Annotated in this window: 9 protein-coding genes and 1 pseudogene; 5 read left to right on the forward strand and 5 right to left on the reverse strand. The window is 63.1% G+C overall.

The window, feature by feature from the left end:
* Positions 1–9 precede the first annotated feature (9 nt).
* Positions 10–549 (forward strand): carboxymuconolactone decarboxylase family protein, encoded by a 540-nt coding sequence (locus tag ACYG9V_RS13650; protein WP_352764344.1) that lies wholly within the window; start codon positions 10–12, stop codon positions 547–549.
* A gap of 46 nt (positions 550–595) precedes the next feature.
* Here the strand turns inward: ACYG9V_RS13650 and ACYG9V_RS13655 are convergent, their stop codons facing one another.
* The gene (locus ACYG9V_RS13655; RefSeq protein WP_352764346.1) at positions 596–1,054 is read right to left on the reverse strand and encodes a hypothetical protein; all 459 of its coding nucleotides are present in this window, start codon (positions 1,052–1,054) and stop codon (positions 596–598) included.
* A gap of 65 nt (positions 1,055–1,119) precedes the next feature.
* Between ACYG9V_RS13655 and ACYG9V_RS13660 the strand changes: the two genes are divergently transcribed.
* Positions 1,120–1,863 carry a 2OG-Fe(II) oxygenase gene (locus tag ACYG9V_RS13660; RefSeq protein WP_023705198.1) on the forward strand — a complete coding sequence of 248 codons (744 nt, stop codon included), beginning with the start codon at positions 1,120–1,122 and terminating at the stop codon, positions 1,861–1,863.
* Between the two features lie 52 nt (positions 1,864–1,915).
* On the opposite strand, the gene ACYG9V_RS13665 is transcribed toward ACYG9V_RS13660, so the two are convergent.
* Positions 1,916–2,230: an EthD family reductase gene (locus ACYG9V_RS13665; protein ID WP_023705197.1), complete on the reverse strand. Its 315-nt coding sequence runs from the start codon at positions 2,228–2,230 to the stop codon at positions 1,916–1,918.
* A 226-nt stretch (positions 2,231–2,456) separates the two neighbouring features.
* On the opposite strand from ACYG9V_RS13665, the gene ACYG9V_RS13670 reads away from it, so the two are divergent.
* Positions 2,457–4,079, forward strand: coding sequence for an ABC-F family ATP-binding cassette domain-containing protein (locus ACYG9V_RS13670; RefSeq protein ID WP_023705196.1), 1,623 nt, complete (start codon positions 2,457–2,459; stop codon positions 4,077–4,079).
* A 45-nt stretch (positions 4,080–4,124) separates the two neighbouring features.
* Here the strand turns inward: ACYG9V_RS13670 and ACYG9V_RS13675 are convergent, their stop codons facing one another.
* The 3 genes and pseudogenes from ACYG9V_RS13675 to ACYG9V_RS13685 all read right to left on the reverse strand — a co-directional run bounded on the left by ACYG9V_RS13675 (position 4,125) and on the right by ACYG9V_RS13685 (position 9,792).
* Positions 4,125–6,746, reverse strand: a complete 2,622-nt coding sequence (locus ACYG9V_RS13675) for a bifunctional diguanylate cyclase/phosphodiesterase (protein ID WP_031205202.1) — start codon at positions 6,744–6,746, stop codon at positions 4,125–4,127.
* A 262-nt stretch (positions 6,747–7,008) separates the two neighbouring features.
* Positions 7,009–7,902 carry a hypothetical protein gene (locus ACYG9V_RS13680; protein WP_023827697.1) on the reverse strand — a complete coding sequence of 298 codons (894 nt, stop codon included), beginning with the start codon at positions 7,900–7,902 and terminating at the stop codon, positions 7,009–7,011.
* Positions 7,903–8,146: 244 nt separating this feature from the next.
* Positions 8,147–9,792: pseudogene (locus ACYG9V_RS13685) on the reverse strand (acyl-CoA synthetase).
* A 201-nt stretch (positions 9,793–9,993) separates the two neighbouring features.
* On the opposite strand from ACYG9V_RS13685, the gene ACYG9V_RS13690 reads away from it, so the two are divergent.
* Both ACYG9V_RS13690 and metH read left to right on the forward strand, forming a co-directional pair.
* Positions 9,994–11,115, forward strand: a complete 1,122-nt coding sequence (locus ACYG9V_RS13690) for a KamA family radical SAM protein (protein WP_352764350.1) — start codon at positions 9,994–9,996, stop codon at positions 11,113–11,115.
* Positions 11,116–11,265: 150 nt separating this feature from the next.
* Positions 11,266–15,075, forward strand: coding sequence for a methionine synthase (gene metH / locus ACYG9V_RS13695; protein ID WP_352764353.1), 3,810 nt, complete (start codon positions 11,266–11,268; stop codon positions 15,073–15,075).
* The last annotated feature ends 55 nt before the right edge of the window (positions 15,076–15,130 follow it).

The raw sequence follows: 15,130 nt of genomic DNA on the forward strand, positions 1-15,130 counted from the left end.
GACCGTCCCATGGCCATGATCCCGCCGATCGACTACGCCTCGGCATCGCAAGACATCCGCGCCGAGCACGACAGGGAGCTTGGCCTGCGCGGACGCATGACCAACATGAAGCGCATCCTGCTGCATTCACCGGCGGCCCACCGCATCTATGCCGAATGGTTCACCCTGCGCGATCTGCTCAAGCCCGCACTCGACGACCGCGCTGTCTGGCTGTTGTCGCTGGCGATCTCCGAGAGATGCCGCGCCGAGCTACCGCTTACCTTCTTCCGCCGCGCGCTGATCGACAGCGGTCTTGATCCCGAGGCGATCGAGCCCAGCGCTGAAGAAGCTTTGCTGATCGAATTCGGCAAGGCAGTCGCTGCCGATACCAACGCCGTTCCCGACGATGTCTGGGCGGCACTCAAGGCTAGCTACGACGACACACTGCTGGTCAACCTCGTCGCCTTCGCCGGCATCATGGTGGCGACCTGCCTGTTCACAAACGCGGTGAGGGTCGATCTGGACCCTGAGTTGGAGGCGTATCGCCGCAAGGGTGCCGATCCGGTCTGATGCGATCGATACGCAGTCGATCTGCAGTGGATATCGCCCGGAAGGATCAGCCGTAGTAGCCGGCTCCAAACAGCAAAAGTGTTTCCACTTGGGAGTCCGCTTCTTTTCCTATGGCTGTCCAGATGCTGATGCCGAGAGCATTCGAAATCGCGCTATCGATCTCGACCTTCACATTGGGGTCGGTTTGTCTCAAGAACCTCAGCGCAACCTCCATGGAAATCGGAAACAGCGACGCGCCACCCAGTTCCAAGATCGCAGGCGAGGTGAATTCTAGCGCTTCGAGTGCGCCATCGGCCTTGTAATAGGCGAATACTCCAAGGTGCGGCCAATAGTCGGCCGGAACGCTGGTTGGGCTCCGCCGAAAGACCTTGAGCTCTCCTGAAAAGAAGGATCTGACAGTCGCCTTAGACGATCCGAGAGGAAGCCCTTTGACGCCATTTAGCGGTTCGATCGAAAGATGCATGTACACAGTTAATCGCTGCCGGCAGCAGATGACAATGTTCATCGCAGGAATCGGGTGGCCCAGGCGCCTCGTTCGCCCCACTTTGACCGCAAGCAAAGGAGGCATCCATGACCATCCATTCGATAAGCACCAAACGCGCAGCCCATTCGGCCGAAGCGCGCGTCGCAGCGCAGGACTGGAGTGCTCTGATCGGCGAACTGAACAGCCACGGCAGCGCCGTCATGCCGGCGCTGCTTGCACCCGAGGAGTGCGCCGAGATCGCCGGTCTCTATCCGCATGAGGACCATTTCCGCAGCCATGTGGTGATGGCCCGCCATGGCTTCGGCAAGGGCGAGTACCGCTATTTCCGCTATCCGCTGCCGGATCTGGTCGGTGGCCTGCGCACCGCGCTCTATCCCAGGCTGGCCGGCGTCGCGAACGACTGGAACGATCGCATGGGCGCGGCACGGCGCTATCCCGATGACCACGCCGCCTTCCTCCAGCTTTGCCACGAAGGCGGCCAAACGCGGCCGACGCCGCTTCTCCTCCAATATGGCCCCGGCGACTTCAACTGCCTCCACCAGGATCTCTATGGCGACCTCGCTTTTCCCCTGCAGGTCGCGATCCTGTTGTCGCAGCCGGGCGAGGATTTCACCGGCGGCGAATTCGTGCTGACCGAGCAGCGCCCGCGCATGCAAAGCCGTGCCGAAGTGGTGCCGCTGACCCGGGGCGATGCAGTGATCTTTGCTGTCCACAATCGCCCGGTGCAAGGTACGAAAGGGCACTACCGCGTCAATCTCCGGCACGGCGTCAGCCGCCTGCGCTCGGGACGGCGGCATACGGTGGGAATCATCTTCCACGACGCGAAGTAACGTCGTCCGCTTCGGCGCGGCTCCTTCGTTCCACTCCGAGATCGGCTAAGATTCACACTTGGTCGACGTCGAACAGGAGCATCGTCAAGTCATCGTCTCCTGGGGCGAGTATACGCCGGTCAGCGGCGCAGGCAATGCCGATTTCGGTGGCAAATGCGCTCTGCATATCGGCGAGGCTGTCGAAATAGAGTGTCCCGACCAGATACGGAATCTCGCCCGCCGAGCGCTTGATGATGGGCCGCCTGCTGATGTCGTAGCGCCGCAGTCCGGGAAGCTTCTTGGCCAGCGGCACATGAACCTCGAAATAGTGCCGGTCGAACGCCTCCGGATCAGCCGGGGTTTTGTAGATCACGAGCATCTTGGCCATCGTCATATTCCTGCCTGTTGGTGTCGCTGTTTGGGGGCCATGCAGGCCGCCGTGCCAATGTCGTTCCGCGAGGGCGGTTTTCGACAATCGCTGGATTTTTGTTTCGGGCGCGATGACGGGTCCTCGCCACCATCTGTGGCGCTTCTGCCTCTTTCCTCCTTGCGCTCATTCGCGTATGGCCCCGGGCAAATCCCTCAACTTTGCACCAACTCCCCCGGACCGCCTCATGATCCGTCTTGAAAGCATCAGCAAGCAGAACGGCCGCCAGCTTGTCTTCATCGAGGCCTCGGCCTCGCTACAGAAGGGCGAGAAGGTCGGCCTTGTCGGGCCGAACGGCGCCGGCAAGACGACTTTGTTTCGCATGATCACCGGCCAGGAGCAGCCCGACGAGGGCCAGGTGCAGGTCGATCGCGGCGTCACCATCGGCTATTTCAGCCAGGATGTCGGCGACATGGCGGGCCATAGTGCTGTGGCCGAAGTGATGAACGGCGCCGGGCCGGTCAGCGACGTGGCGGCCGAAATGGCCGAACTCGAGGCGGCCATGGCCGACCCCGAACAGGCCGACCGGATGGAGGAGGTCATCGAGAAGTACGGTGAGGCGCAGCATCGTTTCGAAGAGCTCGACGGCTATGCGCTCGATGGCCGCGCCCGCGAAGTGCTGGACGGCCTGGGCTTCAGCCAGGAAATGATGGATGGCGATGTCGGCAAGCTGTCCGGCGGCTGGAAGATGCGCGTGGCGCTGGCCCGCATCCTGTTGATGCGGCCCGACGTCATGCTGCTCGACGAACCGTCCAACCATCTCGATCTCGAAAGCCTGATCTGGCTGGAGCAGTTCCTGAAAGGTTATGAGGGCGCGCTGCTGATGACCTCGCACGACCGCGAGTTCATGAACCGCATCGTCAACAAGGTGGTCGAGATCGACGCCGGTTCGCTCACCGCCTATTCCGGCAATTACGAATTCTACCAGCAGCAGCGGGCGATCGCCGACAAGCAGCAGCAGGCGCAGTTCGAGCGCCAGCAGGCCATGCTGGCCAAGGAGATCGCTTTCATCGAGCGCTTCAAGGCGCGGGCGTCACACGCCGCCCAGGTGCAGAGCCGGGTGAAGAAGCTCGACAAGATCGATCGTGTCGAGCCGCCCAAGCGCCGTCAGATCGTGAATTTCGATTTTCAGCCGGCGCCGCGCTGCGGCGAGGATGTCGTGACGCTGAAGAACGTCCACAAGGGCTATGGCAGCCGCTCGATCTATGAGGGGCTGGACTTCCAGGTCCGCCGCCGCGAGCGCTGGTGCATCATGGGCGTCAACGGCGCCGGCAAGTCGACACTGCTGAAGCTGGTGGCCGGCGCGTCTGACCCGGATGCCGGCACAGTTGCTCGGGGGCCGAGTGTGAAAATGGGCTATTTCGCCCAGCACGCCATGGAGGTGTTGGAGGGCGAACGCACCGTGTTCCAGACGCTGGAGGACGCGTTTCCGCAAGCCGGCCAGGCGCCGCTCAGGGCACTCGCCGGCTGCTTCGGCTTTTCCGGCGACGAGATCGAGAAGAAATGCCGGGTTCTGTCAGGCGGCGAAAAGGCGCGCCTGGTGATGGCGCTGATGCTGTTCGATCCGCCCAATCTTCTGGTGCTCGACGAGCCGACCAACCACCTCGACATCGCGACCAAGGAGATGCTGATCACGGCGCTGTCGCAATACGAAGGCACCATGCTGTTCGTCTCGCACGACCGCCATTTCCTGGCCGCACTCTCCAACCGCGTGCTGGAACTGACGCCAGAAGGCATCCACACCTATGGCGGCGGCTATACCGAATATGTGGAGAGGACCGGGCACGAGGCGCCGGGGCTGCGGACCTGACGCAGGTCCTGCGTCCGCATTTGCGTCCAGCAAAGCCAGGATTTGTCAGCTCGCCGCCAGCCATTTGCGCGACTGCGCGAAGGCCTTGAAGGCTTTGGCATCCATCGGGTAGCCGAACAGGAAGCCTTGCAGGATGTCGCAGCCAAGCTCTTTCAGGATGCGCGCGTGCTCCATCGTCTCGACGCCCTCGGCGATCACTTCGATCCCGAGCGACTTGCCGATGTCGATGATGGACGACACAAGCTGCCGCTGTGCGGTTGAGCTGGTGATGGGGGTGACCAGCTGGCGGTCGATCTTGAGGCGACGCGGCCGCAACTTCAACAGCGAGACGATCGAGGCATGCCCGGTGCCGAAATCGTCGATCTCGACGTCGATGCCGAGCCCCTTGATGTGTTCGATGTTCCAGCTGACCAGCTCGTCGTTTTCGTCGAGGAAAATCGACTCCACCAGTTCGAACGACACGGTCCCTTCCTTGATCGGAAGCTTGCGCAAACCCTTGATCAGGTCCCTGTCTTCCAGGCGCCGTGCGGAAACGTTGACCGAGACGCGCGGGATGTTGAGGTGGCTGCGCGACCAACGCTCAAAACTATCGAGCGCCTGCTCCAGGACGGTGCGGTCGATAAGCGCCACGACATTGAGTTCCTCAGCCACCTTGATGTAGGCGTCGGGGGTCAGCATGCCGCGTTGCGGATGATCCCAACGCGACAGCGCCTCGACGCCGACGATCTCCAGCGTCTTGGCGTCGAACTGCGGCTGATAGTAGACGATGAATTCGTTCCGCTCGAGCCCGCCCAGAATCTCGTCGGCGGTCTGCTTGGTCCGCACGATCTCGCTCTGCAGCTCTTCGTTGAAAAACTCGTAGCGGTTGCGGCCGCGGCCTTTCGCCCGGTACAGCGCCAGATCGGCATTGACAAGCAACTGCCTTGCATCGACGCCGCTATTGGCCGCAATGCCGATGCTGACGCCGAACCGGCACTGGTGACCCAGATAGTCGACCGGCTGGCGCATCGCATCGATAATGTGGTCGGCCAGCGCGGCGAGTTCCTTGTCGTCGCGTCCATGGCTCAGCACGACAAACTCGTCGCCGCCGATGCGCGCAACGAAATCGGCACTGCCGACGCTGGCCTTGATGACTTTCGAAGCATGCACCAGCAATGCATCGCCCGCTGCATGGCCGAGCGTGTCGTTGATCTGCTTGAACCGGTCAAGGTCGAGATGCAGCAACGCCGCACGGCCGTCGGCTTCGCGGTTTTCGGCAAGCATCTCGTCCAGATACCGACGGTTGGGCAGACCGGTCAGCGAATCATGCATCGCGACATGCTCGATGCGGGCTTTGGCCAGGTTCAGTTCGGCATTTTTCGATTCTGAAAGGCGACGTTCACGCACGAGATTCTCGTTGAGCAGCACGTCGCCTGTCACATCCCATTCGGCGCCGATCATTTTTGGCGTGCCGTCGATGTCCCGGAAGAAACTGGCGCGGGTGCGCACATGGCGAATGGTGCCGTCCGGCCGCAGGAGCCGATACTGCGAAGAGTAGGGGCCTTGTGTTGCAACAGCCGAATCGAAATCTGCTTTAGCCCGTTCGAAGTCTTGGGGATGGATCGCCAGCGCCCAGTCGTCATAGCTACGGGTCTTGCCGCCGCCGGGTTTGCCATAGATTTCGTTGATGCGGTCGTCCCATACGAGTTCGTTGCTGACGGTATCGTGCTCCCACACGCCTATAGCAGAGGCTTCCAACGCCAGCTCCAGCCGCCGGGACAGGCGCCTCAACTCGGCGTCACTTTTCTGCCGCTCACCGAAAAGACGTCCTGCCACGAGGATCGGCAGCACCACCAGCGCGCCGGCAAGCGCCATGAGCAGACGCAACAGCCACTCATTTTTCGGAGCGGTCGGCCAGCCGCCCTTCGGTATGGCTGAAATTTGCCAGGAGCCTGAAGGCAATTGCACCTCTGCCATCACCGGATTGCCGGACACGACATTATCGCCGCCGAAGAACAGTTCCCCGCCGCCGCCGAGCGCATCCTTGCCGATAAGCGCCACATCGATATCCAGATCAGGGTCGGTCAGTCCGCTGGCAGCGTAGAGCCGATCGACATCGATCACGGCCGAGACGATACCCCAGAAACGGTCGCCGCCACCCGCCGTCGGCACGAAGACCGGGATACGGCCGATGAAGCCACGTCCGCCTTGCGCCAGTTTGACCGGCCCGGCGAGCACCAGCGCGCGCTGGTCACGGGCGCGAAGCGCGGCCATGCGTTGCGTATCGCTCTTGCGGTAGTCCAGCCCGATGGCTTTTTCATTGCCTTCCAGCGGATACATCAGCGCGATGACGAGGTCGGGGGCGCCGGCAATATCGCGCAACTGCGATTTTTGCTCGAACAGATTACGGGCGAGTGCCGCAAATCTTTGCTGGCCCATATAGGGCTCGGTAACGATTGTCGAAACGAGACCCTGAACCAGCTGGAGATTGCCGCCTATGTTGCCTTCGAGCTTGGCGCGTATGATGTTGACCTTGGCCAGGACGTCGGCGCGCGCCAGCTGATCGGAGACCTCTCTGTTCCTCTGGTCGGCAACCAGGGCGCAGACGAGAAGCACGACAAAGGCAATCGCCGCCGGCAAGTTGGCGGAAGAAAAAACGGCCCGTTTCAACCGGCCGGAATTGAGCATTGCACCTGCCAACTCGATCCGAAGACCTTTCCAGGACAGTAGTCCTTCGGTCGACCATAGTAGCTAAAGCTTAAGTTTGAGCTTCGAGACGAATCCGAGAACAAACGGTAAGCTTTTGGCTGCCAGGGTCCAGCCGAAATCTGAATGAGTGTCCGAAAGTAGGACGCCAGGTTGCAGCGTTCTGCAACCCAGCGGCGAAGTCATATTCGCCTCAGATTGCAACAAGCCGCCTGATCTTGCCGCGCGGGCCCTTGCGGGAGGCTTACTTCCCAGCCATTTGATCGGCCAGCGCCTGCGCCTGGGCGAGCAGCGCCGGGAAAGCCGGGTCAGCCGGCAGGCGCTGCGCCATGCAGGCCCGGTAGTCGCTGTCGCCCTTGTCCCAGGCGGCGTTGGAGGACTCGAACGCTTTTTCGTCCTTCAGGTCCGATGCCTGGTAGGCCTCCTGGAATTTCTGCGCGGCGGCGTCCGCAGCAGCCCACACGGCGTCGCAGGCGGCGATCTTCGGAACGGCAGGGGCTGCCGGCGCTGCGATAATTCTCACGCTGTTGCCTTTGACGAGCGTAACGATGACTTCCTGCTCATAGATCGGCCCGACGTCCTGCGTCCAGCCGCCGAGCCGTGCGAAGGCGATGTCGGCGCCTTCGGGTTTCTTCAATGGAAAGTCGAGCGTTCCCTCGAAGGCGGCGTCGCTGTTGATCGCCTGGGTATAGAAGGCATCCAGCTTAAGCGCCTCATCGATGCCGGCGGGCAGTTTGAAACTTTCGTCGGTCTCGGCGGTTCTGGACTGGAGCCAGCGCTCCAGCAGCCCTCGCGTCGTTGCCACCAGGCTGGGGCCGTCGTCGCCCTTGGTGTATCGCAGCCCATCGAGCATGCCATAGCCGATATCGGAGTCGCTGAGGCTTTCGATATTGATTGTGCCGGTTGGCGGAAAGTCCTTGACCGCCAGCGGCCCGATAATGCCGGCAAGACGCTGCTGGAGGTCGGCCAGCGCCTTCTCGTTCTCAGCGTCGATGGTCTCGATTGCCGCGTTCGCACTGTTCAGCGCCGCGATATCAGCAATCGCCTTGTCACGCGCGGCCACATAGTCGTCCTCCGGCGAGGCCGTGAAAGCCACGCTGCTCACCAGCGCAAACAGAAACGTCCAGACCCACCGCATGATATAAACCCTGCTCTACGTTCGATTCCAAGGATACATGACAACATTGGGCTGAAAAAAGACGCCGTTGGAGCTGCAGATCTCCCCACATGAGGGGGAGATGGCCGGCAGGCCAGAGGGGGTCGCCGCGCGTGAAGCGCTGACTCCTTTTGCAGCGCGAGACGACGTTAGCGCTTCACGCGCAACGACCCCCTCTGTCGCCTTCGGCGACATCTCCCCCTCGAGGGGGGAGATTGGCGCCTAATCACGCCTTGCGCTTCTCCACCTCCGCCTTCCTCAGCAGGAAGCGCTGGATCTTGCCGCTTGGGGTCTTCGGCAGTTCCGTGATGAACTCGACCTCGCGCGGGTAGGCGTGCGCCGACAGCCGTTTCTTGACGTGCTGGGCCAGCTCTTCGGCGAGCTCCGAATTGCCCTTGTAAGCCGGCGCCAGAACGACGAAGGCCTTGACGATCTCGGTGCGCTGCGGATCGGGCACGCCGACGACAGCCGCCTCGTTGACCGCCGGATGCTCGATCAGCGCGCTTTCGACGTCGAACGGGCCGATGCGATAGCCGGCCGAAGTGATGACATCGTCGGCGCGGCCGATGAAGGAGACCGAACCGTCCGGCTCGTACTCCACCGTGTCGCCGGTGCGGTAGTAGCCGCCCGTGATCGCTGGCGTCTCGGCTTGGTGATAGCCGTCGAACCAGCGCAGCGGCGACTTCGCGATGTCGACGGCGAGGATGCCGGGCTGGTTGGGGCCGAGCTCGTTGCCGGCCTCGTCCAATACCACCATGCGATATCCGGGCATTGCGAAGCCGGCCGAGCCCACGCGCACGACGTGCGAGAGCCCATGATGGTTGTTGACCATCATGCCGTTCTCGGTCTGGCCGTAATGGTCGTGAATGGGCGCGGCGAGATTTGCGTCGAACCAGCGGATGACTTCCGGGTTGAGCGGCTCGCCGGCGCTGCTCACCACGCGCAGTCTGCCTTTGACACGGGCCGCAGCTTCCGCGCCTTCCGCCATCAGCAGGCGATAGGCGGTCGGCGAGCCGGCAAGGCTGGTGACGCCGAGCCGCTCGATGATGTCGTAAGTGCTCTTGGCGTTGAAGGCGCCTTCATAGAAGGTCGTGGCGATGCCGAGCTGCAACGGGCCGGTGATGGCGTAATAGAGGCCGTAGGCCCAGCCGGGATCGGCGATATTCCAGAAGATGTCGTCGGGCAGCAAGCCGATCGCGTCACGCATATAGGCGCCGAAGGCGAGCAGGGCGCGAAGCGGCACCGGCACGCCCTTGGGCAGGCCGGTCGTTCCCGACGTCGACATCATCATGAACAAGTCGTCGCCCTTGCGCATCACCGGCTGGCACTCGGGCGAGGCGGCGGCAAGCGCGGCGCGGAAATCGATGTCGCCTGCAGGTAGCACACCGCCATTGCCAAGAATGGTGGCGATTTGCGCTGATGTCTCGACCTCGTCGAGCTTGCCGCGATTGGCCGGGTTGGTCACCACGATCCTGGCGCCGCTATAGCCGAGGCGGTGCTCGATGGCTTTCGGACCGAAGGCGGTGAACAGCGGCTGGTAGACCGCGCCGATGCGCCACGTCCCGAGGATCAGCGCCACCAGTTCGGGGACGCGCGGCAGCATGCCGGCGACGACATCGCCGGCACCGACGCCGGCGGCCTTGAGCACATTGGCGGCGCGCCCGGACATGTCGGCGAGATCGTCGAAGCTGAATTCGCGAAGCTCGCCGCCGGCCGAGATCGCGCGCAGCGCCAGCCGGTCTTCTCCGGTGTAGCGGCCGCAGCATTCGACATAGGCATTGATGCCGGTTCAGGGTTGCCATACAACCGCGCGATCTCATCTTCGATGCGAAAGCGCTGAGCGGCATCCTCATAGCGCGGCATTTTGCTCATCGCGGTCCTCCCTAAGCGGCGCCCATCTCCCCTTGGAGCGCCTTATCGGTCAGATTGCCTGAAATTGCTGCGCTGGTCGATTACGGCGATAGTCGGGGGATGCGAAGGACCGCAGCGCAGCGACAATCCGCGCCGAGCCACTGCTGTTGACCGAACCATCCATCCGGCCGATAGCACCGCCAGAATTGCCCCGAGGCCCCAATGATCCCAAACTCAACTTTCGATGACGCGGCCACAGCCGACGAAGGACGCGACGCCGACACCGCGTGGCAGGACGACATCCGCGCCGGTGTGCGCCACGTCCGCGATCTCGCCTCGCTGCCGCTGTCACCCGCCGAGCACGCGGCGGCGCAGGAGGCGGCCGTACGCCACAAGGTGCGTGCCCCCAAAACCTATCTCGACCTGATCGACTGGAACGATCCCGCCGATCCGATCCGCGCCCAGGTCATTCCATCGCCGGATGAGCTGACGGAAACGGAAGGCGAGCTCGACGATCCGATCGCCGACCATGCCTTCAGTCCGGTGCCGCGACTGACGCACCGCCACGCCGACCGCGTGCTGTTGTTTGCGACCTACCAATGCGCGGTCTATTGCCGCTTCTGCTTCCGCAAGGAATCCCTGACCTCGATCGGCCGCGGCTATACGCGAGAAGCGTTCGAAGACGCCTTTGCCTATATCGAAGGCCATACCGAAATCCGCGAGGTGATCCTGACCGGCGGCGATCCGCTGTCGCTGCCGGACAAGGCGCTGGCCGAAATCCGCGCCCGCATCGAGGCGATCGCGCATGTCAGGCTGCTGCGCATCCACACGCGCGTGCCTGTCGTGCTGCCCGCGCGCATCACGCCGGGGCTGGTTCACGCCTTGCAGGGCCGGCTGATGGTCACAATCGTCACCCATTTCAACCATGCGCGGGAGATCACGCCGGCCACCGAATTGGCCTGCCGCGCCATGCGCCAGGCAGGCTTCGTGCTGCTCAACCAGAGCGTCCTGCTCAAGGGCGTCAACGACACGGTCGAGGTGCTGGAGGAACTCTGCCGCGAACTGATGTACCGGCTCGGCGTCAAACCCTATTACCTGCACCACGGCGACCTCGCGCGCGGCATGGCGCACAGGCGCACCACGATTGCGCAGGGACAGGCGCTGGCCGGCGCGCTGCGCGCCCGCCTGTCGGGCATCTGCAATCCGGTCTATGTGCTGGACCTGCCGGAAGGCGGCGGCAAGGTGCCGCTCGGGCCATGCCATGTCGAGGGGCGGGAAGGGCAGGATTGGCGCATCCGCGGCCAGGATGGCGAGGTGAGGGTATATCGGGACGTGGTGGTGTAGGCACGGCCCAGCGGCGACAATGACCGCCGCCGTCACATTGTCGATCGGGATGACCATCGCACCAAACTCTCGCCACTACGCGTTCGCCTGCATTCCGTATGTTGACATAAAGATATCCTTATGTGATGGTTGTCGCCTCAAGGATAAAAAATGTCGCAGAATTCTGCATCGCTGGACGCATTGTTCGGCCCCGTCGCGGCCAGACCCGATGGGTCCGAAGTGCTTGCGGCGCTCACGGCAGCGGCGCGCGAGCGCATTCTCATTCTCGACGGCGCCATGGGCACGCAGATTCAGGGTCTCGGTTTCGACGAGGAGCATTTTCGCGGCGAGGCATTCGCCGGCTGCGCCTGCCACCAGCAGGGCAACAACGACCTCTTGATCCTGACGCAGCCGAAGGCGATCGAGGAGATCCATTATCAATACGCCATCGCTGGCGCCGATATCCTCGAGACCAACACCTTCTCCTCGACCTCGATCGCCCAGGCGGATTACGGCATGGAGGATGCCGTCTACGCGCTGAACCGCGACGGCGCGCGGCTGGTGCGTCGGGCAGCGGCGAGGGCACAGCAGGAGGACGGCAAGCGGCGCTTCGTCGCCGGCGCGCTCGGGCCGACCAACCGCACCGCCTCGATGTCGCCCGACGTCAACAATCCCGGCTACCGCGCGGTGACCTTCGATGAATTGCGCCTGGCTTATGGCGAGCAGTTGCGCGGCCTGGTCGACGGTGGCGCCGACATCATTCTCATCGAGACCATCTTCGATACGCTGAACGCCAAGGCGGCGATCTTTGCCTGCAACGAGATTTTCCTCGAAAAGGGCGTGCGCCTGCCGGTGATGATTTCGGGCACCATCACCGATCTCTCCGGCCGCACGCTGTCGGGCCAGACGCCGACCGCCTTCTGGCATTCGGTGCGCCATGCCAGCCCCTTCACCATCGGCCTCAACTGCGCACTCGGCGCCAATGCGATGCGCGCGCATCTGGCCGAAATTTCAGGCGTCGCCGACACCTTCGTCTGCGCCTATCCGAATGCCGGCCTGCCCAATGAATTCGGCCGCTATGACGAGAGCCCGGACTTCATGGCCGCGCAGATCGAGGATTTTGCCAGGGAAGGGCTGGTCAATGTCGTCGGCGGCTGCTGTGGCTCGACGCCGGACCACATCCGCGCCATCGCCGAGGCTGTCAAGAAATATCCGCCACGCGCCATCCCCGAGATCGAGCGCAAGATGCGCCTGTCCGGGCTGGAGCCGTTCACGCTGACTGACGAGATTCCCTTCGTTAATGTCGGCGAGCGCACCAATGTCACCGGCTCGGCCAGGTTCCGAAAACTGATCACGGCGGGCGATTATGTCCCCGCGCTCGACGTGGCGCGCGACCAGGTCGCCAATGGCGCCCAGATCATCGACATCAACATGGATGAAGGCCTGATCGATTCGAAGAAGGCGATGGTCGAGTATCTCAACCTGATCGCCGCCGAACCTGATATCGCCCGTGTTCCGGTGATGGTCGACTCCTCGAAATGGGAGATCATCGAGGCCGGGCTGAAATGCGTGCAGGGCAAGCCACTGGTCAACTCCATCTCGATGAAGGAAGGCGAGGAAGCCTTTCTGCATCATGCGAAGCTGGTGCGCGCCTACGGCGCGGCGGTGGTCGTCATGGCCTTCGACGAGGCCGGTCAGGCCGACACCAAGGCGCGCAAGGTCGAGATCTGCACCCGCGCCTACAAGCTGCTCACCGAACAGGCCGGTTTCCCGCCCGAAGACATCGTCTTCGACCCCAATGTCTTCGCGGTCGCCACCGGCATCGAGGAGCACGACAATTACGGCGTCGACTTCATCGAGGCCACCGGCGAGATCACCGCCACGCTGCCGCATGTGCATATCTCGGGCGGCGTCTCGAACCTGTCCTTCTCCTTCCGCGGCAACGAGCCCGTGCGCGAGGCGATGCACGCGGTGTTCCTCTACCATGCTATCCAGCGCGGCATGGATATGGGCATCGTCAATGCCGGCCAGCTTGCCGTCTACGACACGATCGAACCGGGACTGCGCGAGGCTTGCGAGGACGTCGTGCTCAACCGCGCGCCCAGGGCCGGCGGCACCGCCACCGAACGCATGCTGGAGATCGCCGAGCGCTTCAAGGGCACCGCCGGCAAGGAAGCCAGGGAGCGCGATCTCGCCTGGCGCGACTGGACGGTCGAGCGGCGGATTTCGCATGCGCTGGTCAACGGCATCACCGAATTCATCGACGCCGACACCGAAGAGGCGCGGCTTGCGGCCGAGCGGCCTCTGCATGTCATCGAAGGCCCGCTGATGGCCGGCATGAATGTCGTCGGCGATCTGTTCGGCGCTGGAAAGATGTTTCTGCCGCAAGTGGTGAAGTCGGCGCGCGTGATGAAGCAGGCGGTGGCCGGATTGCTGCCGCACATGGAGGCGGAAAAACTGGCGAATGCCGCCAATGGCATCGACAATGGCGAGCGCCAGACGGCCGGCAAAATCCTGATGGCGACTGTGAAGGGCGATGTCCACGACATCGGCAAGAACATCGTCGGCGTCGTTCTGGCCTGCAACAATTACGAGATCATCGATCTCGGCGTCATGGTGCCGGCGGCGAAGATCCTGCAGACGGCTCGCGAGCAAAATGTCGACGTCATCGGCCTGTCCGGCCTGATCACCCCATCGCTGGACGAGATGGTGCACATGGCCGCCGAGATGGAGCGCGAAGGGTTTGACATTCCGCTGCTGATCGGCGGCGCGACAACCAGCCGCGTGCACACGGCGGTGAAGATCCATCCCCGCTACTCCAGGGGACAGACGGTCTATGTCAATGACGCCAGCCGGGCGGTCGGCGTCGTCTCGTCCTTGCTGTCGAACGAGACCAAGGGCGGCTACGTCGACACAGTGCGGGCCGAGTACAAAAAGGTCGCCGACGCGCATGCCCGCTCCGAGGCCGACAAGCAGCGGCTGCCGCTGGCAAAGGCCAGGGCCAATGCGCACAGGGTGGACTGGTCCGCCTATGAACCGCCGAAGCCGTCCTTCACCGGCGTGAAAGTGTTCGAGAACTGGGACCTGACTGAGCTCTCGCGCTACATCGACTGGACGCCGTTCTTCCAGACCTGGGAGCTGAAGGGGCGTTATCCCAAGATCCTTGAGGACGAGAAGCAGGGACCCGCCGCGCGCCAGCTGTTCGAGGATGCGCAGGCGATGCTGGAGAAAATCATCGCCGAAAAATGGTTCGCGCCGCGCGGCGTCATCGGCTTCTGGCCGGCCAATGCGGTTGGCGATGACATCAGGCTGTTCACGGATGAGGCACGCTCGCAGGAACTGGCAACCTTCTTCACGCTGCGCCAGCAACTGACCAAGCGCGACGGCAAGGCCAATGTCGCGCTGTCGGATTTCGTCGCGCCGGCCGACAGCGGCAAGCCGGACTATATCGGCGGCTTCATCGTCACCGCGGGGATCGAGGAGGTGGCGATATCAGAGCGCTTCGAGCGCGCCAATGACGATTATTCCTCGATCATGGTCAAGGCGCTGGCCGATCGTTTCGCCGAAGCGTTCGCCGAGCGCATGCACGAGAAGGTGCGCAAGGAATTCTGGGGCTATGCATCAGACGAGACGCTGGCGCCCGACGAACTGGTCGGCGAGCCCTATCGCGGCATCCGCCCGGCGCCCGGCTATCCCGCGCAGCCCGATCATACCGAGAAGGCGACCTTGTTCCGGCTGCTCGACGGCGAGCGCAATGTCGGCGTCAGCCTGACCGAGAGCTATGCGATGTGGCCGGGCTCCTCGGTCTCCGGCATCTATCTCGCCCATCCCGAAAGCTATTATTTCGGCGTCGCCAAAGTCGAGCGCGACCAGGTCGAGGACTATGCCCGCCGCAAAGCCATGCCGCTGGCCGATGTCGAGGGCTGGCTCGGCCCGATCCTCAACTATGTCCCTCAGCACTATGCCGAGGCGGCGGAATAGCGGCTGCGACGTGGCCCAATGGCTGCTCGACCGCTCCCTTGATTTTTCACCGTCG

This window comes from Mesorhizobium sp. W016 (genome assembly GCF_054719485.1).